This is a genomic window from Amorphus coralli DSM 19760 (assembly GCF_000374525.1).
Classification (GTDB): Bacteria; Pseudomonadota; Alphaproteobacteria; order Rhizobiales; family Amorphaceae; genus Amorphus; species Amorphus coralli.
This window is the reverse complement of sequence record NZ_KB894572.1, coordinates 235771-259968: the sequence shown is the minus strand read 5'-3', so window position 1 is coordinate 259968 and position 24198 is coordinate 235771. Positions and strand designations below refer to the sequence as shown.

Below are 24198 nucleotides of genomic sequence, written 5' to 3'. Positions count from 1 at the left end.
CGCGCTTCCGCGGCACCAAACGCAGAGAGCCCGCGGTCTCCGGATCGCGGGCTTCTTCGTGAGCGCGGCAAATCGTGGATCGGCCTCGGCGCCGTTCGATCAGGTCGGGTCCAAGCCCCCCGTGAGCAGCGCATAGACGTCCGGCCGGCGCCGGGCGATCACCCGGAGATCGTCTTCCGGCAGGATCAGGAAGCGCGAGGTTCCCGTCGAGACGACGGGTCCCGCCGTCTTGAACCCGCGCATCGGGATGGGGCCGCCGAACATGTCACCCTCCTGGAACACTACGGGCTCCGGCAGCGGCGGATGACCGGAGGAAGCCGCATCTGCGCCTCCGTCTTCCTCCTCGTCATCCAGCCCTTCCGCTTCAAGAACCCCGAAGACCACAATGTGGAGGTCGGCCGGTTCCTCGTTGCGGTGAACGACGATGTCGCCGGGGTGGAAGGTTCGCGCGACCAGGCGCGGCATGATCCGCACGATGGTGGCCGCATCGAGGTTGGCGAAGGCCGGCACCCGGCCGATCATGCCCCAGGTGATGGTGAAGTCGCGCCGCCGGATGACCTCGGCGAAGGACGACGACAGGATCGCCGTGGGCAGCGCGATGAAGGCGAAGCCGACAACCATGGTCACCACGGCGATGGCGCGGCCCAGCGGCGTGACGGGCACAACATCGCCGTAGCCGACCGTCGTGATGGTAACGATCGTCCACCACAGCGATCCGATGACGCTACCGAAGGCATCCGGCTGGGCGGCCCGCTCTGCGTAGGTGATGCTCGACGCCGAGATCAGCACAATGGCGAGCAGGATCACCGCGCAGGCAAGCAGCGCGCGGCGCTCCGCGAACACCGCCTCGCCGAGCGCGGCCATGCCTCCCGAATAGCGGAACAGCTTCAACAGACGGATGATGCGCAGGAACAGGAACGAGGAGAGATCGAGCGCCACGAAGGGGGCGATTGCCAGCGGCAGGATCACCGCCAGGTCGACGATCGCCGCGGGCGTCAGCGCATAGCGAAGCCGCGCCCGCCAGTGCGGCAGGCCGTGGTAGCGGGGATGTTCCACCGCGGACCAGAGCCGTGCCACGTACTCGACCGTGAAGAGAAGCAGGGTGGCGAGTTCGATGCCGACGAGCAGGCCACCGTTGTCGTGGCGGATCTGCGGGTCGGTGGCGGCCAGCGCCACCGCGACGTTGAGAAGAACGACGGCGATCAGGCCGAAGCGAATGGCGATGGCCCACGGGTCCGGTGACCCGTCGCTTTCAAGCAGGAAATAGGCCCGTCGCCGCCATTTTGCGCGCCGGCGCGCGGCGGCCGACAGGACGGCGGCGGGCCGTTTCGGCGAGGTCGGGCGCGTCCGTTGACCGTTCACGCGCCCCTCCCCGGTCCGCTGTGCCTAGCCCGCCGCGGCGACGGCGGCCTCGACCGCCGCGATCGCCTGGGCCGCGTCGGCGGAATTGGGTCCGCCGGCCTGGGCCATGTCCGGGCGGCCACCGCCCCCCTTGCCGCCCAGCGCCTCGGACCCGGCACGCACCAGATCAACCGCGTTGAAGCGGCCGGTCAGGTCCTTCGTCACACCGACCACAATGCCCGCCTTGCCGTCATCGGCGCGGCTGACGATGACCACGATACCCGATTCCAGCTGCTTCTTGGCGTCGTCCACGAGGCCCTTCAGGTCCTTGCCGCCGATCCCCTCGACGGCGCGGCCCATGAATTTCACCGAGCCGACCGTCTTCACCTCCTCGCCGCCGCCGGCTTCCGCCGGGCCCGCGAGTGCCAGCTTGCGGCGCGTGTCCGCAAGTTCCCGCTCCAGACGGCGCTTGTCGTCGGCGAGGGCGGCGGCACGTTCAACCACGTCGGCCACCGACACCTTGAGCACGTTCGCCACCTCCCGCAGGCGGCGATCCTGGTCCTCCAGGTAGCGCCGGGCCTGGTCGGCGGTGAACGCCTCGATGCGGCGAACGCCGGCGGAGACGGCGCTTTCCGAAACCACCGTCACGAGGCCGATCTCGCCGGTGCGCCCCACATGGGTGCCGCCGCACAGCTCCATCGAGTAGGTCTTCTCGCGCCCATCCTCGCCGGGCTCGTGGCCCATGGCGACGACTCGGACCTCGTCGGCATACTTTTCGCCGAACAGCGCCATGGCCCCGGCCTCGACCGCATCCTCCAATGCCATGAGGCGCGTCGCCACCCGGTCGTTCTGCAGCACGATGCGGTTGGAGATTTCCTCGACCTCTGCCAGTTCCTCCGCAGAGATCGGCTTGTTGTGGGAGAAATCGAAGCGCAGCCGGTCGGGCGCCACCAGCGAACCCTTCTGCGCAACATGCGTGCCGAGCACCTTGCGCAGCGCGGCATGGACCAGGTGGGTGGCGGAATGGTTGGCGCGAATGGAAGCGCGGCGCGCCGCATCGATCGACAGATCGACGGCAAGCTCGGGGACTAGGACGCCCTCCTCCACCGTTCCGAGATGAACAAAGACGCCGTCGGCTTTCTTCTGGGTGTCGGTCACCCGGAAGCGGACCCCCGGCGCGGAGATCGTCCCGGTATCGCCGACCTGGCCGCCGGATTCGCCGTAGAAGGGCGTCTGGTTCAGCACCACCGCCCCGCTCGTTCCGGCCTCAAGCCGGTCCGTTTCCTTGCCGTCAGCCACCAGCGCGGTAACGATGGCCTCGGCCGCATCCGTCTCGTAGCCGAGAAAGTCCGTGGCGCCGACCCGGTCCTTGACCGCGTACCAGACGGTTTCCACCGCCGCCTCGCCGGAGCCGGCCCAGGCCTTGCGGGCCTCCGCGCGCTGGCGCTCCATGGCCGCGTCGAAGCTCTCCACGTCCACCGTCAGGCCCCGGCCGCGCAGCGCATCCTGGGTCAGGTCCAGCGGAAAGCCGTAGGTGTCGTAAAGCTTGAAGGCGGTCTCCCCATCCAGCGTACCGCCCTCGTCGAGCGGCTCGGTAGCCTCGTCCAGCAGCGCAAGGCCGCGGTCGAGGGTGCGCCGGAAGCGCTGCTCCTCCAGCTCCAGCGTCTCGGTGATCATCTCCTCGGCGCGTCCGAGTTCGGGATAGGCCCGGCCCATCTCGCGGACCAGCGCCGGGACCAGCCGGCACAGGACCGGGTCACGTGCACCCAGCAGGTGCGCGTGGCGCATGGCGCGGCGCATGATGCGCCGCAGGACGTAGCCGCGGCCCTCGTTCGACGGCATCACCCCGTCGGCGATCAGGAAGCTCGTGGCGCGCAGATGGTCGGCGATGACCTTGTGGCTCACCTCCTGCTCACCGCTGGCCGGCACACCGGTCACCTCCTCGGAGGCGGCGATCAGCGAGCGGAACAGGTCGATGTCGTAATTGTCGTGAACCCCCTGCATCACCGCGGCGATGCGCTCCAGGCCCATTCCGGTGTCGATGGACGGCTTGGGCAGCGGGATGCGCTCGCCGCCCGGCTGCTGCTCGAACTGCATGAACACCAGGTTCCAGATCTCGATGAACCTGTCCCCGTCCTCGTCGGGAGAGCCCGGGGGACCGCCGGGAATGTTCTCGCCGTGGTCGAAGAAGATCTCAGAGCACGGGCCGCACGGGCCGGTATCGCCCATCTGCCAGAAATTGTCCGACGTCGGGATCCGGATGATCCGGTCCTCCGGAAGGCCGGCGATCTTCTTCCAGAGGTTGAAGGCCTCGTCGTCCTCGGCGTAGACGGTGGCGAGCAGCCGCTCCGCCGGCAGGCCGAACTCCTTGGTGACAAGGGTCCAGGCGAGCTCGATCGCCCGGTCCTTGAAATAGTCGCCGAAGGAGAAGTTGCCGAGCATCTCGAAGAAGGTGTGGTGTCGGGCGGTGTAGCCGACGTTGTCGAGATCGTTGTGCTTGCCGCCGGCGCGCACGCACTTCTGGGCCGTGACCGCGCGGGGAATGGCGCGGGTCTCCAGGCCCGTGAAGACGTTCTTGAACTGCACCATACCGGCGTTGGTGAACATCAAGGTCGGATCGTTGCGCGGCACGAGCGAGCTCGATGGCGCGATCTCGTGGCCCTCGCGCGCAAAGTAGTCCAGGAACTGGGACCGGATATCGTTGACGCCGCTCATGAATTCGTCCGTTGGTTCCGGCGCCACGCGCCGGGTCTCCGTTTGGGTTCCGGATTTATAGACCTGCACCCGGTCCTGTCCACAGCGCGCGTTCTGCGCTGTCGCCGGCCGCACCCTCGCCGGAACGGCAAAAAGGGCGCTGACGGAACATCCGCCGCGCCCTTCGTGTCATCCGGTAACGGAATAAAGCGGCCCGGTCAGCCGGCCTCGCCGTCCTCGTCCGGTTCGGCGACGCCGACGATGCGTTCGGCGATCAGGCCCGCGTTCTGGCGGATCGCGGCCTCGATCGTGTTGGCCACGTCCGGGTTGTCGCGCAGGAACTGCTTGGAGTTCTCGCGGCCCTGGCCGAGGCGCTGGCTGTCGTAGGAGAACCAGGCGCCCGACTTCTCCACGATCCCGGCCTTGACGCCGAGGTCGAGCAGTTCGCCGACCTTGGAGACGCCTTCCCCGTACATGATGTCGAACTCCACCTCGCGGAAAGGCGGCGCGAGCTTGTTCTTCACCACCTTCACGCGGGTCTGGTTGCCGACCACCTCATCGCGGTCCTTGATCGCGCCGATGCGGCGGATGTCGAGCCGGACGGAGGCGTAGAACTTCAGCGCGTTACCGCCGGTGGTCGTCTCCGGCGAACCGAACATCACGCCGATCTTCATGCGGATCTGGTTGATGAAGATGACCATGGTGTGCGAGCGCGAGATCGACCCGGTGAGCTTGCGCAGCGCCTGGCTCATCAGCCGCGCCTGCAGCCCAGGCAACTGGTCGCCCATCTCGCCCTCGAGCTCGGCCCGCGGCGTCAGCGCCGCCACCGAATCGATCACCAGCACGTCGACCGCGCCGGACCGCACCAGCGTGTCGGCGATCTCAAGCGCCTGCTCGCCGGCATCCGGCTGCGAGATCAGCAGGTCCTCGATGCCGACGCCCAGCTTGCGCGCATAGACCGGGTCGAGCGCGTGCTCGGCGTCGATGAAGGCGCAGATACCGCCCTTCTTCTGGGCTTCCGCCACCGTGTGCAGCGCCAGCGTCGTCTTGCCCGACGATTCGGGCCCGTAGATCTCGACGATGCGTCCGCGCGGCAGGCCGCCGATCCCGAGCGCGATGTCCAGGCCGAGCGACCCGGTGGGAACGGACGCCACCTCGGCCACCGAACCCGCGCCCAGTTTCATGATGGAGCCCTTGCCGAACGAGCGCTCGATCTGGGAGACCGCCGCGTCCAGCGCCTTGCTTTTGTCCATGGAGGATCCCTCGACCAACCTCAGATTCGCCTGCGCCATTCGTGGTCTCCTATGTCTCACGACGCCCGGAACGTTTCAAACGCGGTGATTGTACGCGTTTTGTTCTTGTTCACAATATGTTCTTTTCAGTGATCTGGCAAGCAACCGATGGCCGGTCCATTCGCTGGGGCCCGTTGGGCCCGCCTGTCCCAAGGCGGCCCGTTGGCATGACTTTTTGGAACGGACCGCATTCGGGCGGATTTCCTCTCTGCATGCGTTAGGATTGGGGCGTCGGGGCTGACCATGGCGCGGCCGCCTGCGCCCGCCAGCCTTCCCAAGCCACCTCAGACCGGGATCGGAACCAGATGCTGACCAAGTGGCAATGGGTGCTTCGCCAGTTCACGAGAAAGCTGTGGGTACGCGCCAGCCTGTTCGCCATGATGGGCGTTCTGGCGGCGCTGATCTCCATCGTGGCCGCTCCGTTCGTTCCGGAGGACCTTGCCGGCACCGTCGGCGGCAAGGCCGTCGACGCGATTCTCAATATCCTGGCCTCCAGCATGCTGGCCGTGACCACGTTCTCGCTGAGCGTCATGGTCAGCCACTACGGCTCGGTCACCAGCAACGTGACGCCGAGGGCCACGCGGCTGCTCCTGCAGGACACCACCGCCCAGAACGCGCTCGGTACCTTCATGGGCTCGTTCCTGTTCAGCCTGGTCGGCATCATCGCCCTGTCCACCGGGCTTTACGGCGACAACGGCCGGGTGATTCTGTTCGCGGTCACCATTCTCGTGGTGCTGCTGATCGTCCTGACGATGCTGCGCTGGATCGATCATCTCTCCAGCCTCGGGCGGATGGAGGAGCCCACCGAGAAGGTGGAGAACGCGACGCGCGATGCGCTCCGTGCCTGGGGCGAGTGGCCCCATTACGGGGCACGACCACTGGGCGCCATTCCCGAGGGGGCAACGCCTGTCTTCCCCGGCGAGATCGGCTACGTGCAGCATTTCGACCTCGGTTCGCTGAATGCGGCGGCCGAAAGCCGGGGCGTGGAAATCCACGTCACCGCCCCGCCCGGCCGCTTCGTCCATCCGCGCGAGGCCCTTGCCTGGGTCAACGGCGAGACCGACGAGGACGCGAAGGCTGCCGTCCGGTCGGCCTTCTCCATCGGCGATGTCAGAACCTACGACAGCGACCCGCGCTTCGGCCTGTCGGTGCTGGCGGAGATCGCCTCGCGGGCGCTGTCGCCCGGCATCAACGACCCGGGAACGGCGATCGACATCATCAGTCGGGGTGTGCGCGTGCTGGCCGAATGGCATGAGGCGCGGCCCAAGGGCACGGACGAGCGGGAGGTCTCCTACCCGCAGGTCCACGTCCCCGGCCTCGACACCGACGACCTGTTCGAGGACGTCTTCACGCCGATCGCCCGCGACGGCGCCTCGCTGGTGGAAGTGCAGATCCGGCTGCAGAAGGCGCTTGCAGCGCTTGCCGATATCGGCGGGCCGGCGCTCGCTCCGAGCGCCCGCAGGCAGTCAGCGCTGGCACTGGAACGCAGCGACAGGGGGCTTGAGCTGGAAGCAGAGAGGCAACGGGTGCGTGACGTGGCGTTGGCGGCCGGTTAAGGCGCCCCCTCGCCGAGAAACGCCTCGTCCAACGGAACCTGCAGGCCGTTGACCAGCCGGTTCGTCTCGTTGGCCGCCCCCACCACGGCCAGGAGCTCCATCAGCTGGTGATCGGACATGCCCTTCGCCCGGGCGGCCGCGGTGTGGGAGCGGATGCAATACTCGCAGCCATTGGTCACCGAGACGGCCACGTAGATCATCTCCTTGACCAGCGAGTCGATGGAGCCGGGCGCCATGACCTCCTTCAGCCCCTGCCAGGTGCGGGCCAGAAGCGCCGGGTCGTTGGCCAGAACCCGCCAGAAATTGTTGACGAAGTCAGTGTTCCGCGTGGCGCGGATATCGTCGAAGACGGCACGGGCCTCGGCCCCCGCCTCCTCGTCGGACAGAACCGGCAAGATCGACATGCCACCCTCCTCAGGCCGCGGGCCAGCCATCGCCCTGGCCGCATCGTCCCCGTCCGGCCTATGAAGGCCGGACGCCCCAGAGTTCGCTCGGTGGTGCCTTAGGCCGGGAGGCGTCCCCGGCCTGCGCGGTGGGCCTAGCGGTAGACCGAGATAGACCGGCCGGCCACTGTGGCACCGTTGAAGCGGTCGGCCTGGGTTGCCAGCAGCGTGGCGACGCTGCCGCCGTCGGCGTTCTTCAGGCTGATCTGCTTGCCGTTGAGCTCCCATGCGGAGATCGTCGAAAGCTCATCACCCTGACAGCCCCGGGTGGAGGCGCGATAGCCGCCGGTCCAGGTGGTCAGCGTCATGAACAGCTGACAGGTCTCGCCCGCCGACGTCACGCCCCAGCCACCGAGAAGGTCGGTGCGTTCCAGGTTCAGGGCGCTGGTCTGATCGGGAAGCGCCGCCACCTGGGTCTCCTCGGTGGTCACCGTCTCCTCGACCACTTCTTCCACCGGCGGTTGGACCGGCTCGATGGGCTGAAGCTGACCGGAGGAAACCGGCTGGCTCGGCGTTGCGGGAAGCGGAGCCGCGTAGCGCGTCGATGTGCTGGAGCAGCCGGCAAGGGCCACGGCGGTCGCCACGATCGCGAATGTCCAGGTGTTGATGGCCATATCGTCCAGATTCCTATTCCGCTTCTTCAGATCAATGCCGGTCTGACAACGTGTTTGGTCGCATAAGGTTTATGCAACCTTGACGAAACACCCCGGATTTTTCGATTTTGTGGCATCCGAAGCCGCCCAAACCCGCCGGTTCGCCCTGTTTGCCCGGATCCGGCGGCAGGAATGCGGCCACGACCGGCGGCGCGCCCACTGACCGGACGCCGGGATCTTCTATCCGCCGGAGCCTGCGCCAGGCTCGCACTCCGGAGCGAAGGCTGCGTGCATGCCTCGGAATTGCCTCCGGTCCGTCATGCCACCGTCCGAGTGTGCAGTGCACAATAAGCATGACAGCGTCCCGGATCGGTCCATTGCGCGAATCCGGGCCGCTGCTTATTCAGGAAAACACAGAAAACTGCCTGGAAACGATACCTGGGAGCGGAGTGGTGTCCACCCATTGGAGCAACCCATGCCGCACCGCAGCAAACCCGCGCACACCCTCGTCGGATCCTACCGCCGGCTGCGCAGAAGCGACGAAGGCGCCTACCGCCTCCACCTGCTGAGGCTGGATCCCCAAACCCGCCGCGGCCGGTTCGGGCTCGGCGTGTCGGACCATTTCCTTGAAACCTACACTAGCCGCGTCATGGCCGGCGACGCCATTCTCTACGGCTATTTCGAGGACGGCGTCCTGCGCGCGGTGTCCGAACTGCATCCGCTCGGAACCGCCAGCCCCGCCTCCGCAGAAGCGGCCTTTTCCGTCGAAGGCGGCTGGCAGGGCCGGGGAATCGGGTCCGCACTCATGGAACGGTCCTTGTCGGCCGCCTGCGCCCGCAGCATCGGGCGCGTGATTGTCACCTGCCAGGCCTCCAACCGCACCATGCGCCGGCTCGCCGCCGGCTTCTCGGCGGAGCTCGAAATCGTCGGTGACGAAGTGGTCGGCCAACTGGCGACACCCCGCGCGACGGCCTTCACCTACGCCCGCGAGGCCATCGACGAGGGTTACGACATCTTCAGCGCCATGTTGGAGGCCGGCCGTCCCTATCCGGTTCGCGGATAGGGCGGTTTTCCGGCGGGCCGATGCTCAGAGCATCGACGGCAGGATGCGGTCCGGCGGGCGGTGGCCGTCCATGAAGGTGCGGATATTGATGATCACCTTCTCGCCCATGTCGATACGCCCCTCGATGGTGGCCGATCCCATATGCGGCAAGAGCACCACCTGACCGGTGCGGGTCAACGCCATGAGCTTGGCGTTCACGGCCGGTTCGTGCTCGAACACGTCGAGCCCGGCGCCGGCGAGATCGCCGCTTTCCAAAAGCCGGATCAGGGCACTCTCGTCGACCACTTCGCCGCGCGCCGTGTTGACGATATAGGCCTCCGGCCGCATCAGCTTCAGGCGCCGCGCGGACAGGAGATGGAAGGTCGCCGGCGTCCGCGGGCAATGAATGGACACCACGTCCATGCGCGCCAGCATCTGGTCGAGGCTGTCCCAGTAGGTCGCCTCGAGGCTTTCCTCCAGCTCCGAGGCAACGCGCCGACGGTTGTGATAATGGATCGACATGCCAAACGCCTTGGCGCGGCGAGCCACGGCGGTGCCGATGCGGCCCATGCCGACGATGCCAAGACGCTTGCCCCAGATCCGCCGCCCCAGCATCCAGGTCGGCGACCAGCCGCCCCATTCACCCGTCTCAATGGCACGAATGCCGTCGACGAGGCGCCGCGGAACCGCCAGCATGAGCGCCATCGTCATGTCGGCGGTGTCCTCGGTCAGGACACCCGGCGTGTTGGTGACGGAGATGCCGCGGTTGTTGGCCGTCTCCACATCGATATTGTCGACGCCGTTTCCGAAATTGGCGATCAGGCGAAGATTCTCGCCGGCCTGGGACAGGACGGAGGCATCGATGCGATCGGTGATGGTGGGGACCAGCACGTCGGCGGTTTTTGCCGCCTCCACCAGTTCCGCCTGGGTCATCGGCCGATCGTCGAGGTTCAGCCGCGTCTCGAAGAGCTCGCGCATGCGCGTCTCGACGGCATCCGGGAGTTTCCGGGTGACCACCACAAGAGGCTTTTTCTTTGCCATCGCGCGCAACTCGCCAGAACCGTTGAAGCTTCCTTTACCCTGACGAGGCAAGCGTGCACCACACGGGTTCGCCCGCCCCCGGGTCAAGGTCTGAACGTCTAGCAGACCGGGCCCGAAACTCAACTCGGCACTGTCGCCGGGACTAGACAACATCGGGGCGGACGACCGATCGCGGCGCCGCCCGCATGACGTTGCAACAGATCGCAAGGAGCCAGACCGTGACGATCCTTTCCCCGGGCGCCCCCCCTCCGCCTGGCCGAAACGATCCCGCATCCAGCCGCGCCGGCCGGTCGTCGGCAATGCCCGCCCAGCCCACTCGGGCGCTGCGCCGCCTGGCACTGGCGGGCATTTTCGCCGTGGCCGCTATCGTGGTGATGGCGCCGGGCGCCGCGCTCGCCCAGTCCGCCGCCACCGTCCAGAAAGGGCCGAGTGGCCTGCCCCTCCCCCGTTTCGTCAGCCTCAAGTCAAACGAGGTGAACGTGCGCGCCGGACCCGGCACCGACTATCCGATGAAGTGGACCTTCAAGCGGACCGGATGGCCGGTCGAGGTCGTGCAGGAATTCGATAACTGGCGGCGCATCCGCGATTCGGACGGCTCGGAGGGCTGGGTCTATCACAGCCTTCTTTCATCGCGCCGGACAGCGCTGATCGCCCCGTGGCGAACCGACCCGGTGCCGCTCTATGCGGAGGCCGACGACCAGGGGCGCGTCGCGGCCTTGCTCGAGCCGAACGTGATGGCCGACGTGGAGAGCTGCGACAAGACCTGGTGCGAAGTCTTCGGCGAAGGCTGGCGCGGCTTCATCTCCCAGAAGACCCTGTTCGGCGTCTATCCCAACGAGACGTTCGACTGAGGCGGCACCCTGCCGCCGCTTCGCGCGGCACCCGCCTCAAACAAAAAATCGGCGCCGCAAGCGGCGCCGATCCGAACATGTCCCGACGGAAAGGTGGAAGCCCGAAGGCCTCAGCGGCCCTCAATCGGGCGAATGCGCACCACCACGTCGACACGCACGATTTCCATCCCCTCAGGCGGGGTCGGCACGTCGTCGATGGACAGGTTGCTGCCCGGGATGTCGATCACCGAGTTGTCCTCTTCGTTGAAGAAGTGGTGGTGGTCGCTGACGTTGGTGTCGAAATAGGTCTTGGTGCCGTCCACGGCGACTTCGCGAAGGAAGCCGGCCTGCGTGAACTGGTGCAGCGTGTTGTAGACCGTCGCGAGCGAGACCGGCACGCGGGCGGAGATCGCTTCCTCGTGCAGCTGCTCGGCGGAAATGTGCCGGTTGCCGTAGCGGTACAGGATGTCGGCCAGGGCGACGCGCTGACGCGTCGGGCGAAGGCCCGCTTCACGCAGCATCGATTTGATGTCGCGCGCAGTCGCGGCCGCATGAAGATGGTCGTGATGCGTGCGGACAACCTGCATCGCTGTCTCCTTGGTCCATCGCGAAGGCCCGAACCGGGTCACCGCGGTCATATGAGTAAAGCCAACGCGTACAGGAACACGCGCAAGCCATTGAGCGCAACATGCGATATTGTTGCGTGTGTAACCGTAATAAAAGCAGATCGCAACAGTCAATTTTTCCCATGTTGCGATCCGTTCGCAGCATCAATGACTCATCTTGCGAATTGATCGCAACATCAAAAGGAGGAGCGGGACATCCTGTCGCAGGCATCCCCCTGCCTGGCAATGCCGCTGCGGTGGCTTTGCGACCCGTAACGCCTGTGTTAGGAACGCGCCCGATGCGCTGCTCCCGCCCGGTGACCAACCGGCGTGCGCGGGCAGCAAGGCTAACAACAACCCGTGCGTCCAACCGCGCCCGAAGCGTGGCCCGGACGGCGCATGGAGTGAAGGGCAGAGGGAATAGTGACCGGCATGGGCACCGAGCAGCGCCGCTCCAGTTTTGAGTACGAGGATCTTCTGGCGTGTGGGCGCGGCGAGTTGTTTGGGCCGGGCAACGCCCAGCTTCCGCTTCCGCCGATGCTCATGTTCGACCGGATTGCCTCCATTTCCGAGGAAGGCGGCGCGCACGGCAAGGGGCACGTGACCGCCGAGTTCGAGATCCGTCCCGACCTGTGGTTCTTCGCCTGCCACTTCCAGGGCGATCCGGTGATGCCCGGCTGCCTCGGCCTCGACGCCCTCTGGCAGATGCTCGGCTTCTATCTCGGCTGGCTTGGCGCCCCCGGTCGCGGTCGAGCCCTGTCCACCGGCGAGGTGAAGTTCACTGGCATGGTTCTGCCCAGCGTGAAGAAGCTCGAATACGGCGTCGACGTGAAGCGCGTGATGCGCTCCAAGCTCACGCTCGGCATAGGCGACGGCTGGGTGAAGGCGGACGGAGAGCAGATCTTCAGTGCCCAGGGCCTTCGGGTCGGCCTCTTCACGGACGAGGCGCCCGTGGCGTGACCCCGGCTCGGCCACGGTCGAAACAGCCGGGCTGCGAACCGCTCGCACACACCTATATGTATCGATCACGGCTCGTGACGCCCGGTGCCAAGCACCGTCCGAGCCTTGACCCGGAGATTTGGACTCGTCGGGAGGTCCTTGAAATGATCAGCTTTCAGGTGAGGACGCGCTTGGTCGGCATCGCCGATACCTGCCGCTCCTCGACCGACGCACCGCTGCGGAGGCATGCATGAGACGAGTCGTCGTCACCGGCATGGGAATCGTGTCGTCGATCGGCAACAACACCGAGGAGGTGCTCTCCTCCCTGCGCGAGGCCCGTCCCGGGATCGTGCGGGCGGAGCGCTACGCGGAACTCGGCTTCCGCTCCCAGGTGCACGGAGCCCCCACGCTGAACCCCGAAGACGTTGTGGACCGGCGCGCCATGCGCTTCCACGGCGGCGGCACGGCGTGGAACCACGTAGCCATGGAGCAGGCGATTGCCGATGCCGGGCTCGAGGAGAGCGACATCTCCAACGAGCGTACCGGCATCATCATGGGCTCCGGTGGCCCGTCGACCCATGCCATCGTGCAGGCGGCTGACACCACTCGCGACAAGGGGCCGCGCAAGGTCGGGCCGTTCGCCGTACCCAAGTCGATGTCGTCCACCGCATCGGCGACATTGGCCACCTGGTTCAAGATCAAGGGTCTGAACCACTCCATCTCGGCGGCTTGCGCCACCACCAACATCTGCATCGGCTCCTCCTACGAACAGATTCAGATGGGCAAGCAGGACATCATCTTCGCCGGCGGCTGCGAGGAGCTGGACTGGACGCTGTCGGTTCTCTTCGACGCCATGGGCGCGATGTCGAGCAAGTACAACGACACGCCGCAGACCGCGTCGCGCGCCTACGACGCGAACCGCGACGGCTTCGTGATCTCCGGCGGCGCCGGCGTTCTGGTCCTGGAAGAGCTGGAACATGCCAAGGCCCGCGGCGCGACCATCTATGCCGAGCTGGTGGGCTACGCGCACACCTCAGACGGTGTCGACATGGTTCAGCCGTCCGGCGAAGGCGGCGCGCGCTGCATGCGCATGGCCGTCGACCAGGCCGGCTGCCCGATCGATTACATCAACCCGCACGCCACCTCCACGCCGATCGGCGACATTAAGGAGATCGAGGCGATCCGGGCCGTGTTCGGCGACACCATTCCGCCCATTTCGGCGACCAAGTCGCTCACCGGGCACTCCCAGGGTGCCGCCGGCGTGCACGAGGCGATCTACTCGCTCCTGATGCTCAACAACGGCTTCATCTGCGAATCGGCTAACATCGAGACCCTCGATCCGGCCTTCGCCGACATGCCGATCGTGCGCGAGCGCCAGGACAACGTGGCGCTGGAGTGCGTCATGTCGAACGCCTTCGGCTTCGGCGGAACCAACGCGTCGATCGTGATGAAGCGGTACGACGGATGACCGACCGGGACGCAGACCGCGACCCGCAGCACCGGAACGACACGCGCACAACGGTGCGGTCGGCTCGAGGAGGTTGATCGAATGGCTGGAGTAATGGCTGGAAAGCGCGGCCTCGTGATGGGTGTCGCCAACAACCATTCGATTGCCTGGGGCATCGCAAAGCGCCTGGCCGACGAGGGCGCCGAGATCGGCTTCACCTACCAGGGCGATCAGTTCGGCCGCAGGGTGCAGCCGCTGGCGGATTCGGTCAACGCGCCCTTTGTCGTGCCGTGCGACGTGGAGGACACTGCCTCCGTGGATGCCGTGTTCGACCGGGTGCGCGAGACCTGGGGCTCGATGGACTTCATGGTCCACGCGATTGCCCACTCCGACCGCACGGAGCTGAAGGGCCGCTACTGCGACACCAGCCGCGAGAACTTCGTGCGCACCATGGTGATCTCCTGCTTCTCCTTTACCGAGGCGGCGAAACGCGCGGCGGACCTGATGCCCAACGGCGGCTCGCTGGTCACGCTGACCTATGGCGGCGCCACCCGCGTCATGCCCAACTACAACATCATGGGCGTGGCCAAGGCGGCGCTGGAATCGTCGGTGCGCTATCTCGCCGTCGATCTCGGCACCCAGAACATCCGCGTGAACGCTATCTCCGCCGGCCCGGTCCGCACGCTCGCGGGCGCCGGCGTCACCGACGCGCGCTTCATGTTCAACTACCAGCGCAAGCACGCTCCGCTGCGCCGGACCGTGACCATCGACGAGATCGGTGGCACGGGGCTTTACCTTCTCTCCGACCTCTCCACCGGCGTGACCGGCGAGATCCACTTCGTGGACTCCGGCTACAACATCATCTCCATGCCGCAGCTCGACGAGCTGAAGGCGGAGGAACGGCGCGAGCAGGTAGAGGAAGAGCTGGAGGCGGCGGGACGGCCGATCCATCCGACCCGCTCCGCGAGCGGATGAGCGCGACCGGCCGCACGCGCGCACCGGCTGACCGCCTGTCGATCAAGATCTGCGGGCTGACGGACGCCGCCGCGGTCGATGCGGCTCTGGACGCAGGCGCCGACATGATCGGCCTCGTCTTCTTTCCGCCGAGCCCGCGTCACGTCGCGATTGCGGACGGCGCGGCGCTTGCCGATCGTGCCCGCGGCCGCGCGGAGATCGTGGCGCTGACGGTGGATGCGGAGGAGGCGACGCTTGACGCGATCGCAAATCGCGTCCGCCCCACCCTTCTCCAGTTCCACGGGCGCGAGACGCCGGACGTCGTCCGCGCTGCCCGCGAGCGGTACGGCATCCCCGTGATGAAAGCCCTCGGCGTTGCCACGGCGGCCGATCTGGATCGCGTCAGTGACTACCGCGACGCGGCGGATCACTTGCTTCTGGATGCCAAGCCGCCAAAGGACGCGACCCGACCCGGCGGCAACGGCGCCGCCTTCGACTGGTCGCTTCTGGCCGCGCTTGACCCTGCCCTGCCCTACATGCTTTCCGGTGGCCTCGATCCCGCAACCGTGGCCGACGCCGTGCGGCAGGTCCGACCGGCTGCCATCGACGTATCCTCCGGCGTGGAGCACGCGCCCGGCCGCAAGGACCCCGCCCTGATCCACGCCTTCGTGACCGCGGCCCGCGCGGCGGACGAAACCGCAGCGACCGACCGGTCCCGCGAGACCGCCTGACCTGGAGAGGCGAACCGACATGACCCTTCAGCCGAACACCTTCCGCTCCGGGCCCGACACGTCCGGCCATTTCGGCATCTTCGGCGGGCGTTTCGTGGCCGAAACGCTGATGCCGCTGATCCTGGAGCTGGAAGAGGCCTATCGCGCGGCCCAGGCCGATCCGGCCTTCCAGGCGGAGCTCGACGGGCTGCACGCCACCTATACCGGCCGCCCCTCGCCGCTCTATTTCGCCGAGCGGCTGACCGAAGAGCTCGGCGGCGCGAAGATCTACTTCAAGCGCGACGAGCTCAACCACACCGGTTCGCACAAGATCAACAACTGCTTGGGCCAGATCCTGCTCGCCCGGCGCATGGGCAAGACCCGCATCATCGCGGAGACCGGCGCCGGCCAGCATGGCGTGGCGACGGCGACGGTCTGTGCCCGCTTCGGACTGCCCTGCGTGGTCTACATGGGCGCCACCGACGTGGAGCGGCAGAAGCCCAACGTCTTCCGCATGAAGCTCCTCGGCGCCGAGGTGATCCCGGTGACCTCCGGCGCGGGCACCCTGAAGGACGCCATGAACGAGGCGCTGCGCGACTGGGTCTCCAACGTCGACACGACCTACTATCTGATCGGCACCGCCGCGGGTCCGCATCCCTATCCGGAGCTGGTGCGCGATTTCCAGTCGGTGATCGGGCGCGAGACCCGCGAGCAGATCCTGGCGGCCGAGGGCCGGCTTCCCGATCAGGTCGTGGCCTGCGTCGGCGGCGGCTCCAACGCCATCGGTCTGTTCCATCCCTTCCTGGACGACGCCGACGTCGGCATCACCGGTGTCGAGGCCGGCGGCGAGGGACTGGGCGGCGAGCGCCACTGCGCCTCGCTGACCGCCGGACGTCCGGGGGTTTTGCACGGCAACCGCACCTATCTCCTGCAGGACGATGACGGCCAGATCCTGGAAGGCCACTCCATTTCCGCCGGCCTCGACTATCCCGGTATCGGCCCGGAGCATTCGTGGCTCAAGGAAACCGGCCGCGCCACCTATGTCCCGATCGGCGACGACGAGGCGCTGGAAGCATTCGCGCTCTGCGCCCGCACCGAGGGCATCCTGCCGGCCCTGGAGCCGTCCCACGCGCTCGCCCAGGTCGCCAAGATGGCGCCCGAGATGGGCAGGGACCAGATCATCGTCATGAACCTGTGCGGCCGGGGCGACAAGGACGTCCACACGATCGCCAAGACCATGGGGTGGGACCTTTGACCGTCTCCCGCATCGACGCACGTTTCGCCGCGCTTAGGTCAGAGGGCCGGGCCGGCCTCGTCACCTTCCTGACCGCCGGCGATCCCGACCAGGCCGCCTCTCAAGCCCTGCTCGACGGGCTGCCGGCCGCCGGCGCCGACATCATCGAGCTCGGCATGCCGTTCACCGATCCGATGGCCGACGGCCCGGCCATCCAAGCCGCGTCGCTGCGCGCGCTTCAGGCCGGCCAGACGGTGCCGAAGACCCTCGACATGGTGCGCGCCTTCCGGCGACACGACGATGCCACGCCGATCGTCCTGATGGGCTACTTCAACCCGATCCACTCCTACGGCCGCGACCGCTTCCTTGCCGACGCGGTGGAGGCCGGTGTCGATGGGCTGATCATCGTCGACCTGCCGCCCGAGGAGGACGACGAGCTCTGCCTTCCGGCACTCGAGGCGGGCCTCGCCTTCATCCGGCTGGCAACTCCCACCACCGACGAAAAGCGGCTGCCGAAGGTTCTCGCGAACACCTCCGGCTTCGTCTACTACGTCTCCATCGCCGGGATCACCGGCACCGCGGCGCCCGACCCCGCCCGCGTCGCGAAGGCCGTGGATCGCATCAAGGCGCACACCCCCCTTCCCGTCGCGGTGGGCTTTGGCGTAAAGACGCCCGAACAGGCCGGCGAGATCGCCGGTGCGGCCGACGCGGTTGTTGTCGGCTCCGCGCTCGTGAGCGCTGTCGCAAATTCGCTCGATAGCGGCGGTAAGGCGACGGCAGCCACGGCGCCCGCCGTGCTCGATCTGGTGCGCACCCTTGCCGAGGGCGTGCGCGCTGCCCGCACCGGCGCGGCCGCCTGAGAGCGCCGTCCACGCATGACCGAGGGGTTTAACCCGTGAACTGGATCAACAGCGTCTTCCGGCCGAAGATCTCTTCCTTCCTCAACAAGCGGGAGGTCCCGGAGAATCTCTGGATCAAGTGTCCGGAGACCGGCGAGATGGTCTTCCACCGCGATCTGGAGGCCAACCAGTTCGTCGTGCCGAATTCCGGCGTGCACATGCGCATCCCGGTCAACCGGCGGCTGGAGCTTCTCTTCGACGAGGGTGGATACGAGACGATCGCGACCCCGTCCGTCGTTGCCGATCCGCTGAAATTCCGCGACGAGCGGCGCTATTCCGACCGGCTGAAGGACGCCCGTGCCAAGACCGGGCGCGACGACGCCGTTGTCGTGACCCGCGGCCGCATCGAGGCACTGGAGACGGTCGTCGCGGTCCAGGACTTCAACTTCATGGGCGGCTCGCTCGGAATGGCCGCCGGCGAGGCGCTGATTACCGGGCTCGACGCCGCGCGGGAGGCCGAACTTCCCTTCGTGCTCTTTGCTGCTTCCGGCGGCGCGCGCATGCAGGAGGGCATCCTGTCGCTGATGCAACTGCCGCGCACCACCGCGGCGGTTATGGCGCTGAAGGAAGCCGGCCTGCCCTACATCGTCGTGCTGACCAACCCGACCACCGGCGGCGTCACTGCCTCCTATGCCATGCTCGGCGACATCCACATTGCCGAACCCGGCGCGCTGATCGGTTTCGCCGGGCCGCGCGTCATCGCCCAGACCATCCGCGAGAAGCTCCCCGAGGGTTTCCAGACGGCCGAGTATCTCCTGGAGCACGGCATGATCGACATGGTCGTGCATCGCCACGAGATGCGGGCGACCCTGGCGCGACTGCTGCGTCTCCTGACCCACCAGCCGGACCCGGCCTCATTGCCAGTGCCGCTGCCGGAGGAGGAGATCGTCATCGAGGCGCCCGTGGAGAGCCCGGCGGACGCCGCCGAGGTTCCCGCGGACAAGACCACGGCCTGAGCCTGCCTCCCATGGACCACACCAATGCCATCCTGGGGCGTCTGCTGACGCTCCACCCGAAGGTCATCGACCTGTCGCTCGACCGGATGCAGCGTCTCCTTAACGCGCTCGGCTATCCGGAAAAGCGGCTGCCGCCGACGATCCACCTGGCCGGCACCAACGGAAAGGGCTCGACGGGCGCCTTCCTGCGCGCCGCCCTGGAGGCGGACGGCAAGGGCGTGCACGTCTACACCTCGCCGCACCTGGTCAACTTCAACGAGCGCATCCGCCTCGCCGCCGAGGGCGGCGGCCACTATGTCGACGACGAGGGCCTGACCGACGCTCTCGAGCGGGCCGAGCGCGCCAACGACGGCGAGCCGATCACCTTCTTCGAGATCACCACGGCCGCTGCCTTCCTGCTCTTCTCCGAGCGGCCGGCCGACGTGCTGATCATGGAGACCGGCCTCGGCGGACGCCTCGACGCCACAAATGTCGTCGACGATCCGTTGGTCTCGGTCATCACGCCGGTGGGTCTCGATCACCAGCGCTTCCTCGGTGAAACGGTCGAGGCGATCGCGGAGGAGAAGGCCGGCATCATCAAGCGCCGCCGTCCGGTGGTGGCCGCGCCCCAGTCCGATGCTGTGACCGCCGTCATCGAGCGCGCGGCCGCGCGGGCCCATGCACCGCTTCATCTCGGCGGCCAGGACTGGACCGCCATCGAGGAGCGCGGCCGGCTGATCTACCAGGACGAAACGGCGCTCTTCGACATGCCGCCGCCGCGCCTGCCCGGCCGCCACCAGTTCCTGAACGCCGGCACCGCCATCGCCGCGCTGCGCACCGGCGGTCTCTGGCCGGGCCTGGACACGGCTGAGAAGGCCCTGGAGCTGGTCGACTGGCCGGCCCGCCTGCAGCGCCTCACCAGCGGGCGCATCGTCGACACGGCGATGCCCGGCGCCGAGATCTGGCTCGACGGCGGCCACAACCCGGATGCCGGAGAGGCGCTGGCCGCCTACATGGCCGACCTGGAAGACCGGGTGTCACGGCCGCTCTTCTTGATCGCCGGCATGCTCAACACCAAGGACCCGGTCGGCTTCTTCCGGCCCTTCTCCGGACTGGTGCGCCACGTCTTCACCGTGCCGGTGTTCGGATCCGAGGCCGCCATCGATCCGGGGCCGCTGGCCGACATGGCCGAGAGCGCCGGCGTCACCGCCGAGCCGGTCACCAGCGTGCGCACCGCGCTGCGGCTCCTGGCGGAAAGCTGGCGCTTCGAGCCACCGCCGCGAATCCTGATCTGCGGCTCGCTCTACTTGGCCGGAGACGTGCTTTCCCAGAACGGCACTCCGCCCACCTGAGCCGGCTGATCGCGGCCTCTCGGCCCGCGAGCCGTTTGGTGACAACGGTCCCCGACCGGCTGACTTCCAGAGTATGATCTGTTCTCGGACATCGTCCGGCTAATCATGTATGGTCGCGCCGCATTCCGGTGGCGGACCAGTCCGCCCGCCCGTTTTCGCCACACCCGCAGAAGGAGATCGCGATGAGCCTCGATGCCGATGTCCTGGTCGATCGCCGTCGGTTGCGCCGGTCGGTCACGATCTGGCGCGCGCTCGCGGTGATTGCCATCGTCGCCGCGATCATCGGGGCGATTTTCGTCTACACCGATGCCAGCGGCCGCAACGCGCCGCACATCGCGCGGCTGCCCATCGAGGGCGTGATCACCGACGATCGCGACACTGTCGAGCTCATCGACGAGTTGGCGCTGAACGACAACGTGAAGGGTGTCATCCTCTACATCAACTCGCCTGGCGGCAGCACCACCGGCGGCGAGGTCACCTACAACGCACTACGAGAGCTTGCCGAGAAGAAGCCCGTGGTCGCCCAGATCGGTACCCTCGGCGCCTCCGCAGGCTACCTGATCGCGCTTGCCGGCGACCACATCGTCGCCCACTACACCTCTCTCACGGGCTCCATCGGCGTCCTGATGCAATACGGACAGGTCCACGACCTTCTCGACAAGCTCGGCATCCAGATGGACATGGTGAAGAGCGGCCCGCTGAAGGCCGAGCCCTCGCCGTTCGACGCGCCGCCCGAGGCCGCCGTCGACATGCTGCAGGGGCTGGTGATGGACTCCTACGACTGGTTCGTCGGCCTCGTCGCCGAGCGCCGCAACCTCGATGACGCCACCGCCCGTTCGCTCGCGGACGGGCGTGTCTTCACCGGTCACCAGGCGCTGCAGGCAAAGCTCGTCGACACGATCGGTGGCGAGGCGGCTGCGGTCGACTGGCTCGGTTCGGAGCGCGGAGTCGATGTCGAGCTTCCGGTGCGAACCTGGAAGACCGGCGACGACCTCGACGATCTTCCCTTCGCGTCGCGCATCGCCCACGGGTTCGCCACCGGCGTTCTCGATACCCTGGGGTTCGGCGACGGGCTTCCCCTTTCCCTGGGCGGACCGGTCCAGCTTGACGGTCTGGTGTCGCTTTGGCACGGTCCCAATCCACCCGAAGACGTTGGGCGACAGAGGCGGGTCCCATGATCAAATCGGAACTGGTGCAGCGGATTGCTGAGCAAAATCCGCACCTCTACCAGCGTGACGTCGAGAACATCGTCAACGCGATCCTCGACGAGATTTCCGAGGCGATGACGCGGGGCGACCGGGTGGAGCTGCGCGGGTTCGGCGCGTTCTCCGTGAAGAGCCGGCCGCCGCGCACGGGCCGCAATCCGCGCACCGGCGAGCAGGTCGAGGTCGACGCCAAGCACGTCCCCTTCTTCAAGACCGGCAAGGAGATGCGCGAGCGGCTCAACAACGGTTATGATGGCGAGTGATCCGCCGGACGGATCGGCGTCCCTGACAGCCGCCGGAGCCTTCTTGGCGGTGATGCGTTAGCCTCTGAACCGCCGATCCCGTCACGACCGACCCGGAGACCGGACTGCCGTGAAGCGCTTCCTCGAGACCCTGATCTTCGTTCCCGTCGCCATCCTGCTCGCGCTGCTGGCCATCGCGAACCGAACGCCGGTCCGCCTCTCGCTGGATCCGTTCCGCCCCACAGAAACGGCGCTGGCCATCACTATCCCGCTCTATTGGGTGATCTTCGCCTGCCTCGCCATCGGCGTGATCCTCGGCGGCGTCTCCGTCTGGGTCCGCCAGGGCCGCTTCCGTCGAGACGCACGCCGTAACCGTCGCGAGGCGCGCCATTTGCGCGAGGAGATCGAGACCGTCCGCAAGGCTCCCGCCGAGCCGGCCGGTCCTGGCCTGCCCGCTCCATCGGGGCGCGGCACCCCGCTGGGCCTCACCCATCGGGCAAGCTGAGACCTCCCCACTCGCGCCGTCCAGACCCGACAACGCAAAACGCCCGCATCCGAAGATGCGGGCGTGGTCATATCCGCTCGGCGAACGGGCGGGGGCGCCTCCCCCGCGCGAGCCTCACATGTGGATGGCGCGCTTGTCGACCGCCATGGCGGCTTCCTTGACCGCTTCAGGCAGAGTCGGGTGCGCATGGCAGGTCCGGGCAATGTCCTCGGCCGAGGCGCCGAACTCCATGGCCAGCACCGCTTCCGCGATCATGTTGCCCACGTCCGGGCCGATCATGTGGACGCCGAGAACCCGGTCGGTCTTGGCATCGGCGAGGATCTTCACGAAGCCGTCCGTGGTGCGGTTCACCTTGGCGCGGCCGTTCGCCATGAACGGGAACTTGCCAACATTGTAGGCGATGCCCTCGTCCTTCAGCTGCTCCTCGGTCTTCCCCACTGAGGCGACCTCCGGATAGGTGTAGACCACGCTCGGGATGGCGTCGTAGTTCACGTGGCCCGCCTGGCCGGCGAGAATCTCGGCAAGCGCCACGCCCTCGTCCTCTGCCTTGTGGGCCAGCATCGGGCCGGCAATCACGTCGCCGATCGCGTAGATCCCGTCGACATTGGTCTTGAAGTGGCCGTCGGTCTTCACCCGGCCCTTGTCGTCGCGCTCCACGCCGACCTCGTCGAGGCCGAGCTTGTCGGTGAACGGACGCCGCCCGACACAGACCAGCACCACGTCTGCGTCCAGCGTTTCCGCATCACCGCCCTTGGCCGGCTCGACGGTCACCTTCAGTCCGTCGCCATCCGGCGTCACGGCAGTGACCTTGGAGGACAGCTTGAACGTCATGCCCTGCTTCTGCAGGATCTTCTGGAACTGCTTGGAGACTTCCTTGTCCTCCGGCGGCAGGATCCGGTCCAGGAACTCCACCACGGTCACCTCGGCGCCGAGCCGACGCCATACCGAGCCCAGTTCCAGCCCGATCACGCCGCCGCCGATCAGCACCAGCTTCTTCGGCACTTCCGGCAGCGACAGCGCGCCGGTGGACGACACCACCTTCTTTTCGTCAATCTCGATGCCCGGCAGGCTGGCGACCTCGGACCCGGTGGCGATCACGATCGCCTTCGTCTCCAGCGTCTGCGCCTCGCCCTCGTCCGGCGTGACCTTGACCTTGCCGGCCGCCTCGATGGTGCCGGTGCCGTGGTAAGCGTCGATCTTGTTCTTCTTCAGAAGAAACTCGACGCCCTTCACGTTACCGTCGACGCCATCGTCCTTGAAGGCCAGCATGGCCGGCAGGTCGAGCTCCGGCTCCGCCTTGATGCCCATGCCGGCGAAGCCGTGACCGGCCTCCTCGTAAAGCTCGGAGGCATGCAGCAGCGCCTTGGATGGGATGCAGCCGACGTTGAGGCAGGTGCCGCCATGGGTGGCGCGCTTCTCGACCACGGCAACCTTCATGCCGAGCTGTGCCGCGCGGATGGCGCAGACATAGCCGCCAGGGCCGGTTCCGATGACGATGAGGTCGTAGCTCGACATGGTGTGCCTCTCTTCAGATCGGTTGGGCAGACGCGCGCCCGCGGGCACGACGCCGGAATGGGTTCAGGGAGCGACGGCCCGTCCGCCGGAAACGTCAAGGATCGCGCCCGTTGTATAGGACGATGCGTCGGAGAGAAGCCAGAGGATCGCTTGCGCGACCTCCTCCGGCAGCCCGACGCGCTTCATGGGGAGTTGGCCGGCGACCCGGACCACGCGATCGGGATCGCCGCCGCTGGCATGGATATCAGTGTCGATGATGCCCGGGCGCACGCCGTTGACCCGGATCCCCTCGCCGATAACCTCAAGCGCAAGGCCGACGGTGAAGCCTTCTACCGCCGCCTTGGCCGCCGCGTAGTCGACATACTTGCCGGGGGAGCCGAGCTTGGCGGACGCCGAGCTCACGTTGACGATCGCGCCGCCCTGTCCTCCGCTTCCGGTGGACATCCGCCGCACCGCTTCGCGGGAGCAGACGATGGGACCGAGCGCGTTGACGTCGAACATGCGTCGCAGCCGGTCGAAGGACATCGCATCGACCCGGGCGGCCAGATCGACGATGCCGGCATTGTTGACGAGGCCGCGCAGGGGGCCCAGCTGATCGGCCTCCTCGAAGAGCCGCACGACGTCCGCCTCGACGCCGATATCGGCTTGGACCGCGGCCGCCCTGCCGCCGGCGGCCACGATCTCCGAGACGAGGCTGCCCGCGGTTGCGGCGTCGGAGGCGTAATTGATCACGACCGCGTAGCCGGACGCGGCCGCAAGACGGCTGGTGGCAGCCCCGATGCCGCGGCTGCCACCCGTCACGATCAGGACACCGTCAGCCACGA

At 67.3% G+C, this 24198-nt stretch carries 23 protein-coding genes; 14 read left to right on the top strand and 9 right to left on the bottom strand.

Features of this window, described 5'->3' with window-relative positions; all coding sequences use genetic code 11:
- Window positions 1-99: 99 nt before the first annotated feature.
- The 3 genes from C507_RS20855 to recA all read right to left on the bottom strand — a co-directional run bounded on the left by C507_RS20855 (window position 100) and on the right by recA (window position 5327).
- The gene (locus C507_RS20855; RefSeq protein WP_018699386.1) at window positions 100-1362 is read right to left on the bottom strand and encodes a cyclic nucleotide-gated ion channel; all 1263 of its coding nucleotides are present in this window, start codon (window positions 1360-1362) and stop codon (window positions 100-102) included.
- Between the two features lie 24 nt (window positions 1363-1386).
- Entirely contained in the window at window positions 1387-4056 is a 2670-nt protein-coding gene (gene alaS, locus C507_RS0109145; RefSeq protein WP_026318965.1) for an alanine--tRNA ligase, read from the bottom strand.
- A gap of 197 nt (window positions 4057-4253) precedes the next feature.
- Window positions 4254-5327 (bottom strand): recombinase RecA, encoded by a 1074-nt coding sequence (recA, locus tag C507_RS0109140; protein WP_018699384.1) that lies wholly within the window; start codon window positions 5325-5327, stop codon window positions 4254-4256.
- Window positions 5328-5632: 305 nt separating this feature from the next.
- Between recA and C507_RS0109135 the strand changes: the two genes are divergently transcribed.
- A complete protein-coding gene (locus C507_RS0109135) occupies window positions 5633-6883 on the top strand; it encodes a DUF2254 domain-containing protein (protein WP_018699383.1) in 1251 nt (416 codons plus the stop codon).
- On the opposite strand, the gene C507_RS0109130 is transcribed toward C507_RS0109135, so the two are convergent.
- Together C507_RS0109130 and C507_RS0109125 are read right to left on the bottom strand one after the other, a co-directional pair.
- Entirely contained in the window at window positions 6880-7287 is a 408-nt protein-coding gene (locus C507_RS0109130; RefSeq protein WP_018699382.1) for a carboxymuconolactone decarboxylase family protein, read from the bottom strand. The two genes, C507_RS0109135 and C507_RS0109130, sit on opposite strands and share 4 nt — an antisense overlap.
- Window positions 7288-7421: 134 nt before the next feature.
- Window positions 7422-7940, bottom strand: a complete 519-nt coding sequence (locus tag C507_RS0109125; protein WP_018699381.1) for an AprI/Inh family metalloprotease inhibitor — start codon at window positions 7938-7940, stop codon at window positions 7422-7424.
- Window positions 7941-8394: 454 nt separating this feature from the next.
- Between C507_RS0109125 and C507_RS0109120 the strand changes: the two genes are divergently transcribed.
- The gene (locus C507_RS0109120; RefSeq protein ID WP_018699380.1) at window positions 8395-8982 is read left to right on the top strand and encodes a GNAT family N-acetyltransferase; all 588 of its coding nucleotides are present in this window, start codon (window positions 8395-8397) and stop codon (window positions 8980-8982) included.
- 24 nt (window positions 8983-9006) lie between these two features.
- Here the strand turns inward: C507_RS0109120 and C507_RS0109115 are convergent, their stop codons facing one another.
- Window positions 9007-10002 (bottom strand): 2-hydroxyacid dehydrogenase, encoded by a 996-nt coding sequence (locus C507_RS0109115; RefSeq protein ID WP_018699379.1) that lies wholly within the window; start codon window positions 10000-10002, stop codon window positions 9007-9009.
- A 299-nt stretch (window positions 10003-10301) separates the two neighbouring features.
- Between C507_RS0109115 and C507_RS0109110 the strand changes: the two genes are divergently transcribed.
- Window positions 10302-10853 (top strand): SH3 domain-containing protein, encoded by a 552-nt coding sequence (locus tag C507_RS0109110; RefSeq protein WP_018699378.1) that lies wholly within the window; start codon window positions 10302-10304, stop codon window positions 10851-10853.
- Window positions 10854-10963: 110 nt separating this feature from the next.
- Here C507_RS0109110 and irrA read toward each other — a convergent pair whose 3' ends face one another.
- On the bottom strand, window positions 10964-11419 hold the full coding sequence (gene irrA, locus C507_RS0109105) for an iron response transcriptional regulator IrrA (RefSeq protein WP_018699377.1): 456 nt from the start codon (window positions 11417-11419) through the stop codon (window positions 10964-10966).
- Between the two features lie 450 nt (window positions 11420-11869).
- Here irrA and fabA point away from each other — a divergent pair, with 450 nt between their 5' ends.
- From fabA to C507_RS0109050, 11 genes are all read left to right on the top strand, one after another.
- Entirely contained in the window at window positions 11870-12397 is a 528-nt protein-coding gene (fabA, locus tag C507_RS0109100) for a 3-hydroxyacyl-[acyl-carrier-protein] dehydratase FabA (RefSeq protein ID WP_018699376.1), read from the top strand.
- A 229-nt stretch (window positions 12398-12626) separates the two neighbouring features.
- On the top strand, window positions 12627-13844 hold the full coding sequence (gene fabB / locus C507_RS0109095) for a beta-ketoacyl-ACP synthase I (protein WP_026318961.1): 1218 nt from the start codon (window positions 12627-12629) through the stop codon (window positions 13842-13844).
- 81 nt (window positions 13845-13925) lie between these two features.
- The gene (gene fabI / locus C507_RS0109090; protein ID WP_040400863.1) at window positions 13926-14798 is read left to right on the top strand and encodes an enoyl-ACP reductase FabI; all 873 of its coding nucleotides are present in this window, start codon (window positions 13926-13928) and stop codon (window positions 14796-14798) included.
- Complete coding sequence (locus C507_RS0109085; RefSeq protein WP_018699373.1) at window positions 14795-15508, top strand: phosphoribosylanthranilate isomerase; 714 nt, start codon at window positions 14795-14797, stop codon at window positions 15506-15508. Before fabI ends, C507_RS0109085 begins: the two co-directional genes overlap by 4 nt.
- A gap of 19 nt (window positions 15509-15527) precedes the next feature.
- Entirely contained in the window at window positions 15528-16742 is a 1215-nt protein-coding gene (gene trpB, locus C507_RS0109080) for a tryptophan synthase subunit beta (RefSeq protein WP_018699372.1), read from the top strand.
- Window positions 16739-17581, top strand: coding sequence for a tryptophan synthase subunit alpha (gene trpA / locus C507_RS0109075; RefSeq protein WP_018699371.1), 843 nt, complete (start codon window positions 16739-16741; stop codon window positions 17579-17581). Before trpB ends, trpA begins: the two co-directional genes overlap by 4 nt.
- Before the next feature lie 35 nt (window positions 17582-17616).
- Window positions 17617-18576, top strand: coding sequence for an acetyl-CoA carboxylase, carboxyltransferase subunit beta (gene accD / locus C507_RS0109070; protein WP_018699370.1), 960 nt, complete (start codon window positions 17617-17619; stop codon window positions 18574-18576).
- An 11-nt stretch (window positions 18577-18587) separates the two neighbouring features.
- Window positions 18588-19907 carry a bifunctional folylpolyglutamate synthase/dihydrofolate synthase gene (locus tag C507_RS0109065; RefSeq protein WP_018699369.1) on the top strand — a complete coding sequence of 440 codons (1320 nt, stop codon included), beginning with the start codon at window positions 18588-18590 and terminating at the stop codon, window positions 19905-19907.
- Window positions 19908-20089: 182 nt separating this feature from the next.
- Window positions 20090-21085: a signal peptide peptidase SppA gene (gene sppA, locus C507_RS0109060; protein WP_018699368.1), complete on the top strand. Its 996-nt coding sequence runs from the start codon at window positions 20090-20092 to the stop codon at window positions 21083-21085.
- Window positions 21082-21375, top strand: a complete 294-nt coding sequence (gene ihfB / locus C507_RS0109055; RefSeq protein WP_018699367.1) for an integration host factor subunit beta — start codon at window positions 21082-21084, stop codon at window positions 21373-21375. Before sppA ends, ihfB begins: the two co-directional genes overlap by 4 nt.
- 109 nt (window positions 21376-21484) lie before the next feature.
- Complete coding sequence (locus C507_RS0109050) at window positions 21485-21859, top strand: lipopolysaccharide assembly protein LapA domain-containing protein (RefSeq protein ID WP_018699366.1); 375 nt, start codon at window positions 21485-21487, stop codon at window positions 21857-21859.
- Between the two features lie 114 nt (window positions 21860-21973).
- Here C507_RS0109050 and lpdA read toward each other — a convergent pair whose 3' ends face one another.
- Both lpdA and C507_RS0109040 read right to left on the bottom strand, forming a co-directional pair.
- The gene (gene lpdA / locus C507_RS0109045; protein ID WP_018699365.1) at window positions 21974-23374 is read right to left on the bottom strand and encodes a dihydrolipoyl dehydrogenase; all 1401 of its coding nucleotides are present in this window, start codon (window positions 23372-23374) and stop codon (window positions 21974-21976) included.
- A gap of 63 nt (window positions 23375-23437) precedes the next feature.
- On the bottom strand, window positions 23438-24196 hold the full coding sequence (locus C507_RS0109040; protein WP_018699364.1) for an SDR family oxidoreductase: 759 nt from the start codon (window positions 24194-24196) through the stop codon (window positions 23438-23440).
- Window positions 24197-24198: the final 2 nt, after the last annotated feature.

Bases quoted from the DNA above. Each gene is read 5' to 3' on its own strand.
- C507_RS0109110 (WP_018699378.1), top strand. From the start codon at position 10,302: ATGCCCGCCCAGCCCACTCGGGCGCTGCGCCGCCTGGCACTGGCGGGC.
- fabI (WP_040400863.1), top strand. From the start codon at position 13,926: ATGGCTGGAGTAATGGCTGGAAAGCGCGGCCTCGTGATGGGTGTCGCC.
- fabB (WP_026318961.1), top strand. From the start codon at position 12,627: ATGAGACGAGTCGTCGTCACCGGCATGGGAATCGTGTCGTCGATCGGC.
- fabA (WP_018699376.1), top strand. From the start codon at position 11,870: ATGGGCACCGAGCAGCGCCGCTCCAGTTTTGAGTACGAGGATCTTCTG.
- lpdA (WP_018699365.1), bottom strand. From the start codon at position 23,374: ATGTCGAGCTACGACCTCATCGTCATCGGAACCGGCCCTGGCGGCTAT.
- C507_RS0109130 (WP_018699382.1), bottom strand. From the start codon at position 7,287: ATGTCGATCTTGCCGGTTCTGTCCGACGAGGAGGCGGGGGCCGAGGCC.
- ihfB (WP_018699367.1), top strand. From the start codon at position 21,082: ATGATCAAATCGGAACTGGTGCAGCGGATTGCTGAGCAAAATCCGCAC.
- recA (WP_018699384.1), bottom strand. From the start codon at position 5,327: ATGGCGCAGGCGAATCTGAGGTTGGTCGAGGGATCCTCCATGGACAAA.
- trpB (WP_018699372.1), top strand. From the start codon at position 15,528: ATGACCCTTCAGCCGAACACCTTCCGCTCCGGGCCCGACACGTCCGGC.
- C507_RS0109135 (WP_018699383.1), top strand. From the start codon at position 5,633: ATGCTGACCAAGTGGCAATGGGTGCTTCGCCAGTTCACGAGAAAGCTG.
- sppA (WP_018699368.1), top strand. From the start codon at position 20,090: ATGAGCCTCGATGCCGATGTCCTGGTCGATCGCCGTCGGTTGCGCCGG.
- irrA (WP_018699377.1), bottom strand. From the start codon at position 11,419: ATGCAGGTTGTCCGCACGCATCACGACCATCTTCATGCGGCCGCGACT.
- C507_RS0109085 (WP_018699373.1), top strand. From the start codon at position 14,795: ATGAGCGCGACCGGCCGCACGCGCGCACCGGCTGACCGCCTGTCGATC.
- C507_RS0109120 (WP_018699380.1), top strand. From the start codon at position 8,395: ATGCCGCACCGCAGCAAACCCGCGCACACCCTCGTCGGATCCTACCGC.
- C507_RS0109065 (WP_018699369.1), top strand. From the start codon at position 18,588: ATGGACCACACCAATGCCATCCTGGGGCGTCTGCTGACGCTCCACCCG.
- alaS (WP_026318965.1), bottom strand. From the start codon at position 4,056: ATGAGCGGCGTCAACGATATCCGGTCCCAGTTCCTGGACTACTTTGCG.
- C507_RS0109115 (WP_018699379.1), bottom strand. From the start codon at position 10,002: ATGGCAAAGAAAAAGCCTCTTGTGGTGGTCACCCGGAAACTCCCGGAT.
- C507_RS0109125 (WP_018699381.1), bottom strand. From the start codon at position 7,940: ATGGCCATCAACACCTGGACATTCGCGATCGTGGCGACCGCCGTGGCC.